A 20,463-nucleotide genomic window follows, 5' to 3' on the forward strand; every position below is an offset into this window, starting at 1 on the left:
GGAATATACTTAAATTCTCCTTTTGCAAATGTGTAAGACCAATAAATAATTATTTGACAACAGTGTATTGATACTGCGGATTTTCCCGATACACTTGTAGAATATACTTAAATTCTCCTTTTGTTAATGTGTAGGACCAATAAATGATTATTTGACAACAGTGTACTGATACAACGAGTTTCCCCGATACACTTGTGGAATATGCTTAAATTCTCCATTTGCAAAAGTATAATACTAATAAATAATTATATTACACTTGTGTATAAACAGCAAATCCCTATATAAACTTGTGGAATATCTTTAAATTCTCCTTTTGCAGATGTGTAAAACCAATAGATGACTATATATAAACCGTAAACGTCCGCATGGCATACCGGTCGAAGCATGACATGACGTATTTTCAATTTACCAAAATACCAGATTATCTAAACTTCCGAATATCCGAATACCAGAATACCCAATTATCCGAATATCTGTTTACCTAATTATCTATTGGATTATAGCTGATTATTCGGTAATTTCGGGCTGTTTTCAGCCATTTCAGCCCATTTTTGATGCCTAATTTCCGAGAAAGACTGCCTCGCTATTGAAAAATGCAAACATATATTGAGGGAGCTTGCGGAGGAAGAAGGTGCCAAGTGGAGCAGTCTACAGTTCTACTTAAAAATGTTGTCCCCGTAGAGGGGACAGCAAGTTGTGTTTTCGTTAAACGAAAACGGAACGGTTTAACGGCATCCTGCCGTCAACCGTTCCCTAAAATATAGCTCCGGAGTCGCTCAACATATCCCTTGCTCATGTTCAAAATCAGTGCTTTGTTTTATTCATGAATAGGAATTGTGCTTCTTTTAATTCATATAGAGTACTTCAGAAGTATTCCAATAAAAGGAAAATGAATGTCTTCTTCCTTTTATTTTGTTTTATTACAATTTGCTGTAAGCTAATTCTATAGTTTTGCTTTGCATAGTCTCGCTTTTTATTCTTACCTTTCCTCTAAAAAGGATATCGTATTTGGAACTTGAAAGAGTTAAAAGCCCAGTCAATCATGTGTATTTGTTTCTTTCAACTTGATAACAGCTATAAGATATTGCCTGACAACAAATCGTTGTCAGCTCTAATGGTTATTGTTTTGTTAATTTCCTCTCCGAGTTTTAAGCTCAAACTGGCATTCAATGCCTTCGAAAGCGTCAGCCTGTTTGTAAACGAGTTTGGATAACATCACAAAGGTAATGACCTTGCAATCGAAGGTATATCATAAAATGGTTTTAACCACCTATGATCCTATTTTAAGAATGTCTATATACTCCTGATCTTTTGTAAACATGTGCCAGACAGCAACAAGTATTTTACGAGCGATGGCAACCTGTACCTTCAGTTTATTCTTTTTTCGAACAGTGACTTGTGTATAACTAAACTTATTAAGGAATGATCCTTGTGTTCGGGAAGCTGCCCATGCACATTCAATCAGGGTTTTTCTCAAATATTTGTTTCCATGAGTAATTTTTCTCCCTTTGATTTTTCCGGCACTTTCTTCATTTCGTGGGCGCAATCCGCACCATGAGACCAATGCCGCAGCTGTTGCGAACATTTTCAGGTCAACTCCGACTTCTGCAATGATAGAGGTAGCAGTTCTTTCTTTTACGCCGGGGATGGTCTGAAGTTGAGACAGTTGTTTAGGATAATGCAGGCTGCAAAGGGAAGTCATTTTCTCCTGGCATTCGGCTTTATGGGTTTGAAGCATGTTGATTTCAATCATAAGCATTCTGATGATATCTGAATCTACCTCTGTTACAACTTCGGTCAATGCCGCAAGCAGGGTTGCGCGTCCATGCTTGTTTATTGTTCGCCCGTGAATACATTGTATCAATTCCTCAGGGGCCGTGATACCTTGAGATAAGAGTTGAACCACGCCCTTATAACTTTTACTATCAATGGTAGGGACATAATTACTGATACGTATATTGCAACGTTGTAAACAAGCGTCTTGCTTTACTTGTTTATGGGCGATTTCTTTGTTTAGATCAAAAATACGTCTGTCATATTGCCGAAGCTCCTGAATAATAAGCTCGGGAACATAACTACCTCTAATGAGTTCTTTATAAACGCACGTAGCTATCCACTCAGCATCCTTCACGTCTGTTTTGCGACCGGGAAGCTGCTTTATGAAATAAGGGTTGACCAACTTCTGATCGAACATCTCTTCCAAAACACGCCAAATAGGCATCCAGTAAATACTGGTACTTTCCATGGCCAACTCGGAGACACCATAATGTTGCATATCACAGGCCATTCGATCCAAATCGGGAGTTAAAACACCATATTTGGACTCAAAAATCTTGCCGGAATCGTTTATCACACAAAGAAATAAACTATCTTTGTGAACGTCAAGCCCCGCTACAGTTCTGTCTGGTCTATTCATAATGAGGAGTTTTTAAGTTATAACCTCAATATACGAATTAATGTGCTTAGAGCACGAATATTAGACCGGGAATTGTGCCGAAGGGCTTGACTTTTTATCACAACTGGCCTAAAAATCGAAGATTTTTATCTAAGTTTGTACATTGTAGTTTTTGAAAATAATGTTATGGCTATAATTGGATATCTGTTTTTCGGAATAATAATATTGGTAATTGCTGCGTATTTATTTTATATATTGCGTACAGCTATCATCATAGGGGCTTTTTTATTAGGTGTTTATCTGATATTTTTTACGGATCATCTTATGTTGGGATGTCTGTCCTTAGTTGTATGGCTTGTAATAGCTTGTGCTGCAGAAAGAGCGGCAGAGGAAAAGGAAGGGAAAACGGATGTTTCCCTTAAAAAGAACAAGAAGGAGGAAGAGGGATTTTTCTCATTCTCAAAACCTGCTACCCGGTCTAAACGGAAGGCAGCTAATAGAAGTGGTTCTAATTTGAGCTACATATTGCTGTGGATGATTCCGTTGTTCTGGCCCGTACTTATTTTTCAGACCTTCTTCCGTGATAAGCAGGCAGGCAAACTGAATGAATACGATTATGAACAGCATTTGAAATCTAATGGGAAATAGCTAATTGGCTTATTTCCCATTTTTATACAATCAAGTATTGGAATAGGTAACAACTGTCTTTTCCGTCCATAATCTTGGCTTCTGTCAGTTTTTCGAGTAACTGCGTACACGAAAGCGGACCTACCCCTTGTAGCTTTCCCAGAGCATCAAAGCCGTTCTTTTTAATGAAACGAAGCAAGTCCTCCAACTGATATATGTTGTTTTTCCGAAGTAGCCGGACAATTCTGATATCTATTTCCAACTTCTCCAGTGAGGTTAGTAAGAGCTTGGCGTCTTCAATAGGGACTTTCTGTATCCTGTTACACATACATGGAACTCCTTCTTCCACATTCTGATACTGTAATGCTGACTTATAATTGTTGCATTGAATGGTAAGTTTTAATACCTGCTTTCTGCAAGTTTCTGTTGTTTTCCAATTTTCGTGTATATACGTTGCAGCCATACTGTACAAGGCGGGAATGTTCTTGTGAGATATGTTCCATTTCCTGGCAACCGTTTCTTTGCTGGTTCCTGTTGATATGGAGTAAAATATATCCCGCATCTGTGTGTCGTCAACGTGAAAGTGATTGATTCGTTGTTTGAGGTGATAAAAGCCCAAAGCTTCTGTTTACTGGATAGACTGATGGATCGGCTCCCTTTTTGGAGAACACAGTGAGGTTCTTTACAATAACAGGTTCTTATAAGGAAAAGGTTTAGTATTAAGAGAGGCTGTAGGGTATAATCTGCCATAGATTATTAGATTTAAGATTGTTTTCAATAGAATGATGTAGGTTTCCTGCTTTCAAGCATCTATAACATCATTAATGAACAATTACTGAACAGTAATCATGTAATATTTTTATTTGGGATTTCTATATTTGTTAAATATTCTTTTTGATAAAATGATATGAAAAAACAATTTTTATTACTTGTATTTATCATGTTCAGCTTAGGCTTTCCGTTGTATGCTGATGAACCAGTTATTATTCCTCAAGGTGAATGGTGTGAGGATAACAGGTGTATCCTATCCGTTTTTGTAAATGCTCCGAATGGTGTTATAAATGTATATTTTAACACTAACAGTACAGTAGCATTCTAGTTACAGATAAAAGCGGTAAAGTTGTATATAGCGGATTTCTGACCGTTCAGGAAGGTGGAGATTATTTGTTGCCGTTGAATAATGAAAAACAGGGTGAATATATTGTTGAGATTGAGCATACGGATAATAAGCCTAAGAAGTAAAGGTGAAATTTGAGAAATAATGGAGGTTATCTCCATTATTTCTCAATAAACGCTGACTGTATGCAATATAATTAATCATTTTCCGTTAATTAATGCTCATAGAATACAGTATTAATTAATACTGATTGACAAATGAAGAATTGGATAATATTAATTATATTGAATTTGTTGTTTTGTCTGGAAGCATGTAATAACAAACCAACTCCTTCTGAACTATCAATCGCCGAAAGCATTATCAAAGAGCGTCCTGACAGTACTTTAGCTCTATTATATTCAATAGCAAACATTACGTTGTGAGAACCGGTAAATATACAGATGTACTATAACCTATTATTGGTTAAAGCACAAGATAAATGTTATCATCGCCATTTATCTGATTCTACGATACAGACTGTTGTACGTTACTACGAAAGTAGAAATGAATCGGACAGACTTATGGAGACGTACTATTATTGGGGCAGGGCCTATATGGATATGCATGAAACTCCCCGTGCACTTGAGACTTTTCAAAAGGCAATGGAAGTTTTCTGCAACACGCAGAAATATGATATATTAGGATTGATATATAGTCAAACAGCCACTTTATATGTTTATCAGGATATTTATGAAGAAGCGTTACCAATGTATAGGAATGCTCTGAAATATTTTTATTTAGCTGATGATACTTTGGCTATTCCACACGCTTTACGCGATATCGGTAGAATGTTCAAAGTCATAGAGAATGAAGATAGTACTTTCTTTTATTATAAGAAATCTTATCAATATGCAAACCAAATAGGAGATTTACGGAGAAAAAACAGTATAACCGGTGAATTGGCAACTTTGTACATCCAAAGCAACCAATATGATAAAGCAACCAAATTGTTATATATGTTATCTACTTACGACATATCACAGCGTAACTTAGCCCAATATTACAATAATTGGGGAGATTATTACCAGAAAAATGAAATGGTTGATTCAGCAGCTTATTGTTATCTAAAGAGTATTTCCTATGATAATCTATATGCAAAGCCACATTCCTACTGGAAAATATATGAACTGGAGGCCAGGTTGCACAATTATCCACAAATGATTACTTATATTAATCGTTATTGAATTAGCTCTAACAGTGTAAGATCGGCACCAACAGCGAAAACTATACGGAAACTGGAATCTGTGTATAATTATCAACGCACTGAAAAAGAAAATCATAGGCTTCATGAAGAAACAATCATCTAGCGCATCGTCATCATATCAGTTATTGCCATTTTCTTTTTCATATGTATTGTTTACTACCAATATTCTTACAGGAAAAGATGTAAATTGCATGAGCAGGAAAAGAAACTTCAAGCCATGTGTGAGGTGAAATATCAAAATAGTCTCCAATACATCGAAGACAATAAAAAGAAAATCAAGAAACTGGAAGAACTGCTTTATCAGTCGCATCAGGAAAATGATAGTCTGGAACATATATTGTTAGTTACCAGAAAACAAAAACTGGAGTTCGTTAATAGTCAGGCTGAAGCAGGACAAAGTTAAAAAGGTATTTTGGTATCTACTTTAAAAAGTAAACCTATCTATATCAAATGCTATGAAGCGACGCAAAATAATAGTATAAAACTTAGAGACACGGACTGGAATGCTCTGCAACTAACGGTGAATGCCGCTTATGATAACTTTACAGACCGCTTGTTTCTTCTTCTTTATCCAGCGATTTCTCGGATAGAACTTCGTATTTGTTTGCTCATAAAAATAGGACTTCCTGTCTCAACTATTTCACAATTGATATTTCGTACTTCGAGTGCTGTATCAATGGGTCGTAAACAACTCTACAAGAAGATCTTTAAAAAAGAAGGAACACCTTTGGAATTAGACACTCTTATATACGAACTTTAAAGTCTTTACTTGTTAAGATTGAGTCTTTGCCTGTCTATTCTTAAGTTCCTTTTCAGTTCTGCTATTCCACCTTCTAAACTGAAATTTTACTGAACAAGTTCCCGTGTCAATGAATGTCACGGCAGGCTATCTTTACATTCGATTCAACACGGTATTAACTTAGATTAGTCGGGACAGCATATCAGGGCTGTCGGACGTACAGGGACCGCAACAGGATACCACTTGCATTTTGAATTGAAAAAGAACGGAATATCGCAGGACCCGTTACAATGGGTATTGCTACTCCCTTCTAAGAAGAGCAATTAATTTCAAACTGTTACACGATGAACATTGAAGAAGCCAAACGTATTTCATTGGGGGATTATCTCCAACTAATAAAACCGAAATCCATCGTGGATGATCACACGATAAATTTCGGTTTTATCTTATTTAGATAGCGAAGCTATACAGCCTGCCATGTTTTCTAAAATCCGACCTTCAACTGTACACCGAATACGCTTGGCGAACCTGCTACATAGGTAGGCATACCGATATTATCGCCACTATTTCCCGCATCAATAATGTACTTCTTGTTGAAAGCATTCTTCCCGAATACTCCAATCTCGTAATAGACATTCTTCGGATGAAAGCGATAACCGGCTGTGAAATTGGCAATGCCATAACCCTCCTGCGAAAGATCTTCCCGGTTGTTATCTTCAAAGAATACCTGACTTTTGTATGAGTAGGACGGACGAATATATACATTTCCAGTCTTTCCGGTAGGGATATTCACATCGACTCCGGCAGAAAACGTATTCTTTGGCGTCAAGCGGAAACGATTTCCAGCATATTCCTGCGGAACACCATTTTCGTCCGTGCCATTAAATTTGCCATCAATGTAGGAATAGTTACCAAATAGGGTTAGATGTCGGCATGGTGCATATTGCACTCCGGCTTCTACGCCAAAGGTGTGCGCACGTCCGGCATCATCCGGTACGGTTTCAAGCCCCAGGGCTCCGTTGTCTTTCAGTGTTGTTGTTTGGAAATGATTCCAGTCATAATAATAGACACTCAGGTCATAGTTCAGTTTGCCGCCTAAGACGATGCCTTTCAGACCGGCTTCATAACTGGTTATGATTTCCGGTTGCAGTTTGTTCACTTCCATTTCTCCCTGTTTGCCGGAGGTGACGGCAATTACTCCTGGACGGCGTCCGCGTGAAACACTGATATAGGCATTGTTCTTATTGAATAGATAGTTCAGCGCTGCACGTCCCACCCATGAGCCGTAACTATCTGACGCCCAATATTTATCGGTGGAGGGATAATAGAGCATGACTCCGAAGGTACCGGGAACGGTTGGAGACTGGTAGCCACTTTTCTGATGTTCGTAGGTGGCACGAATACCGGCTGTGAGCGAAAGTCCTTTCACAATCTTCAGCGTACCATCCGCAAAGATTTCGGCAGCCTGATTGATGCCATAATTAGTGGAACTTTCCTCGTAGTTCGTCGCTAGGGCCTTATTGCTATAAGCGTCTATCATACCGATGACCTGTGCCTGTTCCTGCACTGTTTTGCCAGCCATTAATGTTCCAACGATTTGCTCCAACGTCATTGGGCTACCTAGTTGTTGCGAAACGGCTGCTTCAATAATCTTACGGATGTTCGGCAAATTAGTGACATATTGTGCTTTTCCATCTTGCACGGCTTGCATATCCGGGAAAATAGCCCCCATCAACCCATCCACCATCGGTTGCATAGTGGCAGGCACATCTTTCAACATCTCGCTGAATGTCTTTTTCATCTTTGCGGCAGCGTAAGCAGGATAAAGAGCCTGTTCGTTGGTGCGGGTGATAACTTCCTGCCGGGAGTTCTCGTAGAAGTAACTGATACCGGCAAAACCGGAAAACCGCCCTTTACTATCGTAGTTGATACGAAATTCCTGACTGAACTGTGTGCCCTGTTCCTTTTCCGTAGCAAACAAAATAGGCGAACAGGTACCGTCCGCATCAAAGTTTTCCTCGGACTTGAAGGCACGGAATCCAGTGATGGACGATAATTTCCAATAGTCATTAAACTGATGGTCGAGCAGGAAAGCCGCTCCTCCAACGTGGCGTTTGATGAAAAGATTATCACCTTGCTCAAGGTCAGCAAAACTGTTCGGATCGGTATTACCTCCCAGTGGGGCATACTTCCGGCTTTTGAATGATGTGCCGGGATAGTTGTCATGCTGGTAATCGAACACCAGGTCGGCAGTGGTATGTTCACCGAAGAACATGCGGGTGGAGTTTCGGACGGCAATTGCGCTTTTTCCGTTCAACTTTCCACCGGACAGGTTATCGATAAAGCCATCGTGTGCATCGTAGGAAAAAGCAAAACGATTTGCGAGTTTGTCTTTTATCAAAGGAGTATTAATAAATCCGCTTACCGCCCGCTGATTATGCGTACCATAGTTCACAGCTATTTCACCGGAGAGATAGTTTATCGGTTTATTGCGTATGACATGCACTGCGCCTATTTCTGCTCCACGTCCGAAAAGCGTACCTTGCGGTCCTTTCACTACCTCCACACGTTCCAGATCGAACAACTCCACAGCCGAAGCTCTGGAACGGGAGATGGACACGCCATCCTGAAAAATGGAGACGCGCGGCTGTGAATAAGAGGCTCCATCGTCAGAAGTGACCCCACGAATCACGTAACCCGGATTATTGGGACTCTGCATCTGTATCTGCAATCCCGGAATATATTGTGCCACTTCGTCAAACTGTTTCAGGTTAAGCCGCTTCAACGTATTTCCATTCAGTGCACTGACAGAAGTAGGTACCTCGATGCTGGTTTGCGCCCGTTTTTGGGTGGTAACCACTACTTCGCCCAATACCTGTACATCTTCTTTCATCACGATTCTCATTCTTCGTGTTACCTTCCGTTCTACCGGTTGATAACCCAAATAAGAGAAGATCAATACATCCTGTCCCGGATCTATTTGTATCGAGAAGCGTCCGTCCATGTCGGTAGTCGTACCGACGGCAGTTCCTTTTACGGTAATAGCAACTCCGGGCAGAGTTTCTCCTTTCTCATTCAATACATTTCCCGTAATCTGTCCTGTCACGGTTTCATTGATTTCTTCTGCATACAGACAGCCGATACTTCCCTCCGGCAAGATGCCGCACGAAAGTGCTGCGGCAAGCCACAGAATTTTGCTTAATTGTGATTTCATCTTTTTATCTATTGTTTCTGAATATTTGCTATTAATGCTTTCTATTTCGCATTTCAATCATAACATCGTTATCCGCCGGAGTGAGATCGGTAAGCAAAGAGCGTGATACTGCCGTGAACACCTTCGACTGCATAAAGGAATGTTTACGGATCAGTTTCGCTATCCGTTTTATCTCCTTGCGGTTATCGTCTGTCATTTGTTCATCCCCTCTGTAACTTACTACCATGTAATGTGCCAAAGTTTTCGCAGCGAGGTCTTTCACTTCGTCAGGAAGCTTGTCGGACAGCATGCCCATTATTACATTATATACTCCCGTTTCGAGAAAAGTCTTTGCATATTCCGGGAATAGCAGGTCTCCTGTATAATCCGGAATATTCTCTATAAACCGGCTCCGGATATCGAGCGTGTTTTCCCGAAGTGTCACTAGGCGGTAAGGCGACGGATAGCTTACAGGCGATCCTGTTTCTATATCATAAATCATACGTTTGCCTTTCTTGCGCAAAGTAACGTCCTGGGCATGAGAATGTCCGGTAAAGACGATTTCCAAGCCGAGTTCGGAAAATTCATCGGTGGTTCTTTCCCAATCATCCACCAAATAACCCGGTATGACACGGTTCTGATATTTCCAATGCTCCACGATGCCGTGGTGCATCATGCCAAGAACACGTATTCCTTTGTCGTGCGCTTCTTGTATCTGACTGCGAATGAAATCCATCGTAGCCGTTTTTATCCGCCCGTCGTGATGGCAGACATTCTGTTCAAAATCATTTTCTTCGTACTTGCAGGCATCCAATGCAAGGATACGGAGGGTGTCATTGATGGCATATATGTAGCTTAGTGATGCTGTGTCACGGGCAATTGCATCAGCATAACCGAACGGTGCATAAATTCCGGCAAACTCTTCTGCCGAAACGGTACGTACCCTTTCCGTTGTATCCCCGTTGAAAGCGACGGCATGGGGATTGTTTACATCATGGTTGCCGGGAATTACCAAAGTCAGAATACCTTCGGCTTTCAGTCGATTCAAACAATTAGCCACATATCTGTGAGAAACCTCTTCGCCATCTTTCGTCAAGTCTCCGGTGAGCAGGACAAAAGCCGGACGTTCGGCAATCAACTTCCCTATAAGGTCATCCAGAATTTCGGATGATTCTTTCAGCATCTTGCGATCATGTGACACATAATCTTCAAAAGCTTTTCCTTCCCGGACAAGTAGGGAAGAATCCATTACATGCACATCGGAGATGACAGCAAAGTGCATCTCCTGCGATTGTACGGAAAGGCTGCAAATTAAACCTAACAGCAGCATTATTAGTTTTTGTTTCATACTACTCATATTCGCTAAGTTCCTATACTTCACCTACCAATTCGTTCAGACATACCGAAAGATTGTCTTTCGCTTCTTCTTCCGTGTCACCAAAAGCACTACACGGCAGAGCACTATCCATAACGTAAGCAATAAAGCCTCTGTCTTCGGTTGAAGTTACTACATAATTACGTTGCATTTCTCTCATAATTCATTGATTTTAAATTATGGTGCAAATGTGACTATTGCAAGTTACATAGGGATTTAAACGGAGTTACGATGTGTTGAAACATTCTCTATTAAAAGAAATGGCATAAATCATTATCAAGATTTACGCCATATTTCCATTTCCTTGTGTCCAATTTGTTCAATCAATCATTTACAATTTATAGTTCCTAATCAACAGTTCATTAACCGATTCCCTCTTCTCCACGATGGAACAGATGGAATGGAAGATGCTGATCCGTTAGATATGGAAACTGGCATAGAGGTCATCGAAGAGGGTGTTCTCCGGATTCTTCTGTCGGTGATCAGTTCGAATGGCAATATAAAGAGCATCTGAGTGGCTACCGTATGTGGGAGCAATTGTCGCATGCCGAAAACTGGTTGCTGTTTTCTGAGGACCTGGGACTGTATTTGAGTATCGATGAGACTTCCCTTTCCAACGGTGAGTTATATACTATAATCACCAATAGAGAGGCACACGGTGGCAAAGGTACTATCGTGGCTATTGTCAAAGGAGCTAAGGCTGATGATGTTATTGCTGTTGTAGAACAAATCCCTGAAGAAACGTTTCAGACGGTGCGGGAGGTCACTCTTAACCTATTATTGAGGAGGGTATATCCGAATGAAATGAACTCTTTTCTTGGTTCTATCCGGTAGAGTTATTTTTTTTCTATATCTCCTCTTTTTCCTGAACAGCAAGAATTGTAATGGTGTTTAATAGCGATGAATATACAATTCGGTATCTTCTTTCGACCTGATAGTACATCGACGTTATTTCAAACTTTCCGATTTCTTAGTAACATTTGTTTCGTTATCGGGGATTACTTCGGTTGTTGCTGCAATTTCTTTGGCTTCGGGTTTGCTCATGGTCAACTTCTCTAATACTTCAGCAATCTTTATCAATGCCCTTTTTTTGCCGTTCTTCCGGCAATTGACTATATCTTCTTTCGTCAACGTGGTAAAGCTATTTTTTTCATCGTCCAAGCAGTTTTGTGATTTCTTCTTTTACCTCAATGAACGTAGTCTCGCATTATTGAGCCTGAATGATGGATTTTTCCAGTCGGACTTTCTGATTGAAGTACAATGTGTTATAAATGTGTCTTATTAAAATAAACCAAAGGTTTCATTTGTTTTTTCGGCTTATTAAATAAAAAGTACGCTTATTCTGGATGAATAGCGCACTTTTAGTTGTGTGTCTTCAAATAATCCATCCTCAGGGACTTGTAGATTAATTCTATTAGAATAGAAACTTTTATTTGCTCTAAATAATAAATGTATTTGTTCACACAAATAGGCGATATATGACCATTACAAAGTTAATTCATGACAAATGTAATAGGTTGGTGCTGATAATGTCAACATAGACTGGCAGTTGGATGAGGCATTTATAGTTCGTTAACTGTTGAATATCGGGCGTGTTACGACAATATAACAAATATGACAGATGAGTCCTCGCGGGAAGTGGCATTTACACTGTTGCCAGTCGATATTTACAAATATAAGACGTTTGTATCTGTTTCTTGCAACAGAGTGATTAATTTAGCCCGTATCGTTCCAATGATTTCTCTTTTGTAGTGATATCGTAACATCCGTTCATTACATTTGCCACATTAATAATCAGATACATGAAGTTATGAAAAGTCGATTATGGTCGTCTGCCTGCTTGCTACTGGCAGCAGGAACGGTGCTTGACGGATGCCAGGCATCCGTGAAAGAGAAGCTGCCCGTTGTGCATGCGCATAGGGGTGGCGCGGCTCTTTATCCGGAGAATACGATACTGGCAATGACGCATGCTGCGGCAATCGGTGTGCCGGTGATGGAACTTGACCTGCACGTGACGAAAGACAGCATGGTGGTCGTGTCACACGATGCCTTCCTGAACCATGTTAAGGTATTGACACCGCAAGGTGAAACGATTCCGGCTAGTAAAGACAGGGATTATAAGATATATGCAATGACGTATGACAGCTTGCGGCGATATGATGTGGGCAGTCTTCCGAATCCGGCTTATCCGGGACGGAAGAATGTGAAATGCTGCGTGCCGCTGGTTACAGATTTGATTGACAGCGTAGAGCTTTTGACAAAAAGCAATGGTATTGCTCCGGTGAGCTATAATATTGAGATAAAGTCTGATCCGTTGAAGGACGGGATATATTCGCCGGATTACCGGGCGTTTGCCGACTTGTGCATGAAAGTGCTGTTGAGCAAGAAGCTGGGTGACCGGTTGCTGGTACAATGCTTTGATGTGCGTACATTGAACTATCTGCATGAAAAATATCCGAATGTACGTTTGTCCTATCTGGTGGAGGATAAAAACGCCACCTTTGAGGAACTGATGTCCCGGTTGAACTTTGTACCGCAGGTTTATAGTCCGGAGAGCGATATGCTGACGGAGGAGATTGCCGTGAAAGTTCGTGAGAAGGGGATGGAATTAGCCCCTTGGACGGTGGATGACAAGCCGGAGGTAGAACGGTTGAAAAAGTTGGGGATAGATGCTATCATAAGCAACCAGCCGGATAGCGTGATGCGGTGGCTGGGATATCCACAGAATAAAGGGAAAGAATGATAAATGAATACTATTATGAGACCAGCTATTATTGCATTTTTCAGAAGCTATAACCTGCTTTTCCTGTCGGGCATGTGCCTGCTCTTTTCCGTATTAACCGGTTGCTCGGATGATGATGACGATGAGTTGCCGCCTACACCCATTTCTTACACCACACTGATATATATGGCTGCTGATAACACCATGGATAGTGACGTGGACTACAGCATCAGCCAACTGAAAGCCGGGGCAAAGCGCAGTGCAGGAACAGCCGTGGTGTATGTGGACCGGATGGACGAAGCGCCTCGTCTGTTCAAGATCACGCAGGCGGGTGAAGAAGTGGCACTGAAAAGCTATGAGGAGGAGAACTCTGCCAATGTAGAAACGCTGGTGCGGGTGATTGAGGAAACAAAAGAGCTTATTCCATCGGAAAAATTCGGATTGGTGCTATGGTCTCATTCCATGGGCTGGGTTCCGAGCGGCTATAGTCATACCCGGTCTGTGTGGCAGGATAAGGAAGAGCAGTCATTTCCACGTACACGCTACATAGGGCCGGACTTTCATCCGGGTAATGTGACAGCCGATGTAACGATAGAAATAGATGCATTGGCTGCCGGTCTGCCGGACCATGTGGCTGATTATATATGGTTTGATGTGTGCCTGATGGGTAGTGTGGAAGCTCTGTATGAATTGCGGTATAAGAGCGATTATCTGGTTGCTTCGCCTACGGAAGTACTTGCCGAAAGAAGCTATGATGCGTCGGGTATTCCGTATGCAAAGGTGTTGCCGTATATGTTTGGTGGTGTAGAGGAACTCAAACAGGCGTGTAATGCTTATTATCAGCATTATAATGGTATGAAATATGATGTGCTCCGTTCGGCAACCATCACACTGGTGGATGCGGCGCAACTGGACGGGTTGTATGATGTGGTTCATGGAGTATTGTCAGGACATCTGGCAGATGCTGCGGGAATGGATGTCAGCGGATTGCAGGTGTACCATACGAGTGACGTGCCGCAGGTGTTCTTCGATCTGAAAGATATGGTGAACAGGCTGAAAAATACGGATGATGCCCTGCTGGAGACACAATTGGGAAAGACGGTTGTCTATACCGTGGCTACGACTTCATTCAAGGACGTGGTTATTGACAGAAATAAATATTGCGGATTGAGCGTTTATGTTCCCCTGAAGAAGTGGAAAGAGAATACGGAATATCAATATTACTTTGAAAGCCTGGAGTGGGGGAGAATCTACGATTAAGAAACCTCCGGCTTTCTTTTGCTGCGGATATATCGGTTGGTGTGTTGGTTGTGGCTGTTGTGCTATGATAGGCTGCAAAAGCAGATGCACGTGAGCAGGCTGTAGTAATACCCGCCCAGTTTGAGCTGGAAGCGTAAATCCTTCATTATGATGGATACCTTTTTGTAAATGCTTTCAATGCTGATGTTGAGCTGGCTGGCGGTTCGTTGGGCAGGGTAGTCCAACTCTTTTTGGTAGATGAAAATCTGCTTGTCCAGTTCGGGATATTTGCTGAGTACTTTCTCGGTTATCTTGTGAATCTCTTCGGCGTAATAGTTGGATTCGGGCGATGAAGGGGATGCGCCATTGTCGGAGAGGTTGGGAAAATCATCCAGCGGGATTTCTTTGCTACACTTGGAAGAACGGTAGTAATCAGCGATACGTCTTGCCGCCATATTGAAGAAAAGGTTTTCAACTGAGTCTTTGTCCTCGTAAATAAGCCGGGACGCATTTAACCAGATGTTTAGCCAAAAATTCTGACTTAAATCAAAGACATCGTCTGCATTGCTCACTGCACTATAAAAATACTTTAGCAGTCTTTGGCCATACCGATTATAAAGAATTAAAAATGCATCAGCATCGGCAGATGTAGCGATAGCCTGTAACAAAATCTTGTCTGCCTGCTGCTCCTTTAGTTGTTTTGATAGATTTTTGTTCATAATTCTTTCTAGGATTTCATGTCCCAAAAGTAAAAAGAGGTTATTTCAGAGTTATGACAAGCTATTAAAAAGATTGATAGGTTGTTAAAATTTACGTGGCTGTAATGTTTGTGCAACAGAACTGTAATATTTGACGGGAGAATCGGGTGGATGCATGGAGATATGCCAACAAATTTGTATTGGAATCATATTTGATAAATTAGTTTAGAGTATTTTTGTAGATGTAACATTTTATACATATAAGGAGTTGCTATAAATCCGAATATGGCGGGAGGCTAAAAAGAAGCCCAATGCAGAAATCTTCCGAAATTAACTATTTTTAAAGGAAGGTTTTGGGGGTCTCAAACGATTTACTAGTGTAGGGGTACTTGAACGGAAATTGACATCCGGTTGAAAGTTGCCCGTTGCTATTTGAAGTTTTGACTGCCCGCTTCCCCGGAAAGTAGTCCGGAAAAGTAAAAAAACAGGGATAAATGCAGAGAACTTTCGATTTTAACTATTTTTAAAAGAAGGTTTTAGGGGGGCAAACGATTTACTAGTGTAGGGGTTCTCAAAGTGATGCGAGAACTTGAATGTAGAACAAATTAAAAAAACAGATAATTGATATGATTAAATTTTGGAGAAATAGAAAGAAAGTAACTTCCGAACAAGAAGAACGTGTATGGGATCGTATAGATTCTCTCTACTCGAAGCTTGAAGAAGGAAAAGCTACTGAGGATGAACTCAAACGGATTGACGGCATCTCCAAAATAATCATGGATGTTACCAGTAAGAGTAGTAGGGGTAAGAAAGAAACGGCTACGCCGGAAGAACTGGATGAGCTGACCAAAAGAGACTTGGATATGCTGGCACGAATGATCGGCATTGAAGGAATGGAAGGAAGAACGGGCTGTCTGACCGGGCAGGTGAAGAAAGAAAAGAGATTGCCATTCTCCCGTGGAATGAAGTATGTGGGAGCCGGAATTGCAGCAAGCGTCCTGTTGGTGTTGGGAATTTCGTTCTATATGAATGAAAAGTTTACGGATAGTACGAATGCCATGGCATGTAATGTAATCCAATGCCAGAATGATAGTGTGTTGCACTTGGCAGACGGTACGGTTGTTTACCTTGCAGGCGGCAGTAATCTGAGCATTGCGAACAACTTCGGAAAGAAGGACAGGACGGTGAGCCTGATAGGAGAAGCATTCTTTGAGGTGGCAAAGGACAAGAAGAAATCCTTCATTGTAAAGACGAAAGAGATCAATGCCATTGTACACGGAACCTCGTTCAATGTGGTAGCTTACGGTGGAACAGTGGAGAGCCAGGTTGCAGTCCGCACCGGATGTGTGGAAGTGGCGAAAGGGGAGCAATCTTTCGGAAAGTTCCATTGTGGCGACCGGGTGGTGTATGATGAAGCGGCCAACAGAGCTATGCATGACACGGTGAATCCCGATAACATCGGAGCATGGACCACCGGAGGATTCGTACTGGAGGATGCTACGGTAGAGGAGTTGAAAATCAGAGTAAAGAACCGCTTCCGCCGGGAGCTGGTGATAGAGAAAGATGCCATACCTGCGGACGCCCGAATCAATTACTGCTCGTATAAGCCGGAACAATCCGGAGTAGACAGTGTGATGAAAAATATATGTGCCATTTACGGTGCGCGATATGAAATCAGTGACAACCGGATTGTTGTAAGCCGGTAACCATATACATCCACGCGCCACCTTACGAGGACTGCACGCGTAACGAAAGAATAAAGAAAGACAAGCCTGTGGTATGCGGTGACGAGCTGCATACGTGAAAGAGAAATTTCCCTTCGTAAAGGGAAACGGCCATTGTCTTGTCTTTTCGGAAACGAGGAATGAAAGTTTAACTAACTGAAAATAAGTGATTTATTAAGTAGAATATTAACGAATTAAAGATGAAAAGGAGTAATAAGAAAATGAGATTACGAACGGGCATATTGTTCCTACTGGGAATGTTGCTGCTATCGCCGGTCTGCCATGCGAGTGACGACCAAAAGGCAACGATCTATCCGGCAGAGGCACTGGAACTACGGTTGAACCGCATCGCCAAGACGTATAAGGTAGAGGTTGTATTCGACGGGAAGAATATGAAAGCCATAAGTGTGCCCGCTACGACAAAACGCAATTCAGTAGAGGTGGATTTATCCAACAGCCTTTCAAACACCGATTATTCATATAAGAAAGTATCAGCGGAATCTTATTCCGTGTATCAGGACGATAATAAAAACAAGAAGAGTTCCGGGAAAGGGACTATCACAGGAACAGTGCTGGATAAAGACGGATTTCCGATACCGGGTGCCACGGTGGTAATTGTGGGGAGCAATACCGGTGCAGCAACGGACATCAGAGGAAACTTCACATTGAAAGATGTATCAGCACGTACCTATACAGTGGAAGTGAGCTGTATCTCGTATCAGAAAATGCGCGTCAGCGATGTGAAAGTAGCAGGGGGAAGAACTACTCCATTGGATGTAATCCTGCAAGATGAGACAGAGATGCTGAATGAAGTGGTGGTAACTGCTACCTATAACAAGGCGTCTGCCAATGCGCTATACTCCAAACAAAAGACAATGGTTGCGATGAGTGACGGACTTAGTGCGGATTTGATAAAGAAAACCAGTGACAACAATATGGCACAAGTACTTCGCCGTGTGTCCGGTGTGACGATTGATAACGGCAAGTATGTAAATGTGCGCGGTATGGGTGAACGCTACAATAACGTACAGTTGAACGGTGCATCTCTGCCAAGTACGGAACCGAACCGCAGAAACTTTGCTTTCGATGTGATTCCGAGTGGTTTGGTGGATAATGTGACTATTGCGAAGACCTTTACTCCCGACCTGCCGGGTGAATTTACCGGAGGATTGGTAGAAGTAAACACACTCGCTGTTCCTGAAAAGAAATTTGTTAATATCAGTCTGGGTACAGGTATGAATACTCAAAGTACGGGAAAAGACTTTTTGAGTAACAAGCGTTTCAAATCCGATTATCTTTTCGGTGAAGTGAATGATCGTCAGTGGTTTGCAGGGCGTGAGTCAGGTGAGCTTAGTGGACAGAATGCTGCATTGAAGAATACTTTCGGTATGCAAAGATTTACAGCGGCTCCGATACAGAATTATTCAATAACTATTGGTGCTCCTATAGAATTGGGTTACGGACACAAATTGGGAGTGGTTGCCGCATTGACTTATCGCAATGAACAGACAATAGAAGACTATGTGGAGATGACATCTATTGATAAGGACAGTTTGAACGGACCGGGGAAGCGTTATAAGTTTGTGACATCTACAGGTGCTGTTGCAAATGTAGGTTGGGAGACACAAAATCATAAGATAACATGGAGAAACATGTTCAATAATCGCTACTCGCATACTAACATGGAACGTTATATCCGTAAATATACAACAAGCTTCGATACTTATGAACAATATAGTGTACCTCTGCGTAGTCGGCTTTGGCAAACACAGTTGGAAGGTGAACACAAATTGTTCAATGAGAAGTTGATAGCTACATGGAACGCTTCATATAATCAAGTAGAACGTACAAATCCAGATGACCGTTATGCATTAGGTAATGTAATGGGAAAGGTTGAGGACGGCTTGGTAAGTTGGGCTTCATCTATAACCAGTAGCCAGTTTGACATAAAGGATGGTCACTTGATGTATAGCAACCTGGAAGAGAAGAAAAAGAATATAGGGGTAAATCTTGAACATCCGTTTATTGTGTCGGGAAATAGACAGGCTGTGAAAGCCGGATATATGGGGACATTCCGTACTTCTGCTTATGACCAACAATATTTGCACGGAATGTTTAACAGAGAGGGTGAAGGATATGATGCTTGGGTACAATTGCGCCAATCTAATTCTGAATTAAATGAATTGTATGATCCGAAAAATTTTGCCAGTGGAGCTATCTTTTATGAACTAGCAGGATTATCTTCTGTAAGTAAAGCCGATTATTATGAGGGCAAACAGGATATACATGCTGCTTACCTGATGGGAGAGTTCACCTTCCTCCGTAAATTCCACCTCACAACAGGTGTGCGTATGGAAAATGCCAATACAGAGGTGTTTACTCAATTTTATGAACGGAATCAGCAAAAACTAGTAGATAGTCTGGTTACAGTGAAAAAAACAGATTGGCTGCCTGCTGCTACGCTGGTATATAATATAACAGATAATATAAATGCCCGCTTTGCTTATAGTCGCACAATTGCCCGTCCTGATTTTCGTGAGTTGACACCATGTAACTATTACAATGTGGATGACCGCGTGGAAGTGAGAGGTGTCGGTGGACTCCGACAATCACATTCTGATAATTTCGACTTCCGTTTGGAGTGGTATCCACAAGCAGGGGAGGTACTGTCTGTGAGTGCGTTCTATAAAAAATTCAAAGATCCGGTTGAAATGGTGACCAGAGTAACTTCAGATGGAAATTATATCCTTTATCCATTCAATATAGATAATGCTAATGTAAAGGGGATAGAGATTAATATGCGTAAATCACTCGGTTTCTTTGCACCCGCTTCTTTTTTGAAAAACTTGTACCTTAGTGGAAATGTAACTTTCCTAAAAGGAGATGTGACATATAATCTTGATAAACTTTATGGTACAACGCAAGAAATTAAGACTCAAGACCGTAGTCGCCCATTGCAAGGTTTGGCTCCTTACACTGTAAACGTGGGATTGACTTATCAAGATAAAATGTTTGGTGCAGCCTTAAATTATGGACGTAGTGGAAGGAAACTGGTATTAGCCGGGAATTACGCCAAGTTCGATCAGTACGAGGCTCCACGAAATGTGTTGGACTTACAGCTTTCTGCCCGGTTCTTAAAGGAACGGCTAGAGGTGAAGTTTAATGCCAGTGATTTGTTGAATCAGGATATAATCGTTTATCGTAATTGTGGAAATGACCCATTGGTAGAAGACCCGAATGGCGGTGCTTATGAAGACCTCACTTCGGATATGAATTACAACTCCGGTGATTGGGTACTGAGCCGCATAAAGAAAGGGATAAACCTTTCCCTCTCAGTTGGATATAGATTTTAGTTTTTTGAGATATAGTTTTTTATTAATTAATCCTTTAA

At 41.4% G+C, this 20,463-nt stretch carries 18 protein-coding genes; 11 read left to right on the forward strand and 7 right to left on the reverse strand.

The genetic code is table 11. The features are described 5' to 3' along the window. Nucleotides 1-1,270: 1,270 nt before the first annotated feature. Nucleotides 1,271-2,416, reverse strand: coding sequence for an IS110 family RNA-guided transposase (locus tag HMPREF9009_RS03615; protein WP_049701459.1), 1,146 nt, complete (start codon nucleotides 2,414-2,416; stop codon nucleotides 1,271-1,273). 165 nt (nucleotides 2,417-2,581) lie between these two features. Between HMPREF9009_RS03615 and HMPREF9009_RS03620 the strand changes: the two genes are divergently transcribed. Next, a complete protein-coding gene (locus HMPREF9009_RS03620; RefSeq protein ID WP_157446465.1) occupies nucleotides 2,582-3,043 on the forward strand; it encodes a hypothetical protein in 462 nt (153 codons plus the stop codon). 22 nt (nucleotides 3,044-3,065) lie between these two features. Here the strand turns inward: HMPREF9009_RS03620 and HMPREF9009_RS03625 are convergent, their stop codons facing one another. Beyond that, nucleotides 3,066-3,584, reverse strand: a complete 519-nt coding sequence (locus tag HMPREF9009_RS03625; RefSeq protein ID WP_049701461.1) for a hypothetical protein — start codon at nucleotides 3,582-3,584, stop codon at nucleotides 3,066-3,068. A 345-nt stretch (nucleotides 3,585-3,929) separates the two neighbouring features. Between HMPREF9009_RS03625 and HMPREF9009_RS26105 the strand changes: the two genes are divergently transcribed. The 5 genes from HMPREF9009_RS26105 to HMPREF9009_RS03640 all read left to right on the forward strand — a co-directional run bounded on the left by HMPREF9009_RS26105 (nucleotide 3,930) and on the right by HMPREF9009_RS03640 (nucleotide 6,142). Continuing rightward, nucleotides 3,930-4,121 carry a hypothetical protein gene (locus HMPREF9009_RS26105; protein WP_232313565.1) on the forward strand — a complete coding sequence of 64 codons (192 nt, stop codon included), beginning with the start codon at nucleotides 3,930-3,932 and terminating at the stop codon, nucleotides 4,119-4,121. 38 nt (nucleotides 4,122-4,159) lie between these two features. Next, on the forward strand, nucleotides 4,160-4,264 hold the full coding sequence (locus HMPREF9009_RS26365; RefSeq protein ID WP_369798458.1) for a hypothetical protein: 105 nt from the start codon (nucleotides 4,160-4,162) through the stop codon (nucleotides 4,262-4,264). Nucleotides 4,265-4,579: 315 nt separating this feature from the next. After that, nucleotides 4,580-5,362: a tetratricopeptide repeat protein gene (locus HMPREF9009_RS03630; protein ID WP_049701462.1), complete on the forward strand. Its 783-nt coding sequence runs from the start codon at nucleotides 4,580-4,582 to the stop codon at nucleotides 5,360-5,362. Nucleotides 5,363-5,599: 237 nt separating this feature from the next. Next, nucleotides 5,600-5,785 (forward strand): hypothetical protein, encoded by a 186-nt coding sequence (locus HMPREF9009_RS03635; RefSeq protein WP_157446466.1) that lies wholly within the window; start codon nucleotides 5,600-5,602, stop codon nucleotides 5,783-5,785. A gap of 9 nt (nucleotides 5,786-5,794) precedes the next feature. Beyond that, the gene (locus tag HMPREF9009_RS03640; RefSeq protein ID WP_049701464.1) at nucleotides 5,795-6,142 is read left to right on the forward strand and encodes a hypothetical protein; all 348 of its coding nucleotides are present in this window, start codon (nucleotides 5,795-5,797) and stop codon (nucleotides 6,140-6,142) included. Between the two features lie 463 nt (nucleotides 6,143-6,605). Here HMPREF9009_RS03640 and HMPREF9009_RS03645 read toward each other — a convergent pair whose 3' ends face one another. Genes HMPREF9009_RS03645 through HMPREF9009_RS25660 form a run of 3 tightly spaced genes read right to left on the reverse strand, consistent with a single transcriptional unit; the run spans nucleotide 6,606 to nucleotide 10,849 of the window. Continuing rightward, nucleotides 6,606-9,335 (reverse strand): TonB-dependent receptor, encoded by a 2,730-nt coding sequence (locus HMPREF9009_RS03645; protein WP_049701465.1) that lies wholly within the window; start codon nucleotides 9,333-9,335, stop codon nucleotides 6,606-6,608. A gap of 31 nt (nucleotides 9,336-9,366) precedes the next feature. Continuing rightward, on the reverse strand, nucleotides 9,367-10,662 hold the full coding sequence (locus HMPREF9009_RS03650; protein ID WP_198154742.1) for a metallophosphoesterase family protein: 1,296 nt from the start codon (nucleotides 10,660-10,662) through the stop codon (nucleotides 9,367-9,369). A 22-nt stretch (nucleotides 10,663-10,684) separates the two neighbouring features. Beyond that, on the reverse strand, nucleotides 10,685-10,849 hold the full coding sequence (locus HMPREF9009_RS25660; RefSeq protein WP_198154743.1) for a type II toxin-antitoxin system HicB family antitoxin: 165 nt from the start codon (nucleotides 10,847-10,849) through the stop codon (nucleotides 10,685-10,687). A 365-nt stretch (nucleotides 10,850-11,214) separates the two neighbouring features. On the opposite strand from HMPREF9009_RS25660, the gene HMPREF9009_RS03660 reads away from it, so the two are divergent. Then, entirely contained in the window at nucleotides 11,215-11,523 is a 309-nt protein-coding gene (locus HMPREF9009_RS03660; protein ID WP_232313566.1) for a DUF2795 domain-containing protein, read from the forward strand. A gap of 114 nt (nucleotides 11,524-11,637) precedes the next feature. On the opposite strand, the gene HMPREF9009_RS03665 is transcribed toward HMPREF9009_RS03660, so the two are convergent. Then, complete coding sequence (locus tag HMPREF9009_RS03665; RefSeq protein WP_049701467.1) at nucleotides 11,638-11,850, reverse strand: hypothetical protein; 213 nt, start codon at nucleotides 11,848-11,850, stop codon at nucleotides 11,638-11,640. 649 nt (nucleotides 11,851-12,499) lie between these two features. On the opposite strand from HMPREF9009_RS03665, the gene HMPREF9009_RS03670 reads away from it, so the two are divergent. Beyond that, a complete protein-coding gene (locus HMPREF9009_RS03670) occupies nucleotides 12,500-13,432 on the forward strand; it encodes a glycerophosphodiester phosphodiesterase family protein (protein WP_049701468.1) in 933 nt (310 codons plus the stop codon). A gap of 15 nt (nucleotides 13,433-13,447) precedes the next feature. After that, complete coding sequence (locus tag HMPREF9009_RS03675) at nucleotides 13,448-14,671, forward strand: clostripain-related cysteine peptidase (RefSeq protein ID WP_049702239.1); 1,224 nt, start codon at nucleotides 13,448-13,450, stop codon at nucleotides 14,669-14,671. Nucleotides 14,672-14,733: 62 nt separating this feature from the next. On the opposite strand, the gene HMPREF9009_RS03680 is transcribed toward HMPREF9009_RS03675, so the two are convergent. Then, a complete protein-coding gene (locus HMPREF9009_RS03680; RefSeq protein WP_049701469.1) occupies nucleotides 14,734-15,369 on the reverse strand; it encodes an RNA polymerase sigma factor in 636 nt (211 codons plus the stop codon). A gap of 605 nt (nucleotides 15,370-15,974) precedes the next feature. On the opposite strand from HMPREF9009_RS03680, the gene HMPREF9009_RS03685 reads away from it, so the two are divergent. Both HMPREF9009_RS03685 and HMPREF9009_RS03690 read left to right on the forward strand, forming a co-directional pair. Continuing rightward, nucleotides 15,975-17,054 (forward strand): FecR family protein, encoded by a 1,080-nt coding sequence (locus HMPREF9009_RS03685; RefSeq protein WP_049701470.1) that lies wholly within the window; start codon nucleotides 15,975-15,977, stop codon nucleotides 17,052-17,054. A 239-nt stretch (nucleotides 17,055-17,293) separates the two neighbouring features. Continuing rightward, entirely contained in the window at nucleotides 17,294-20,425 is a 3,132-nt protein-coding gene (locus HMPREF9009_RS03690) for a TonB-dependent receptor (RefSeq protein ID WP_232313567.1), read from the forward strand. The last annotated feature ends 38 nt before the right edge of the window (nucleotides 20,426-20,463 follow it).

It is taken from the genome of Bacteroides sp. 3_1_13 (assembly GCF_001185845.1).
GTDB classification, from domain to species: Bacteria; Bacteroidota; Bacteroidia; order Bacteroidales; family Bacteroidaceae; genus Bacteroides; species Bacteroides xylanisolvens.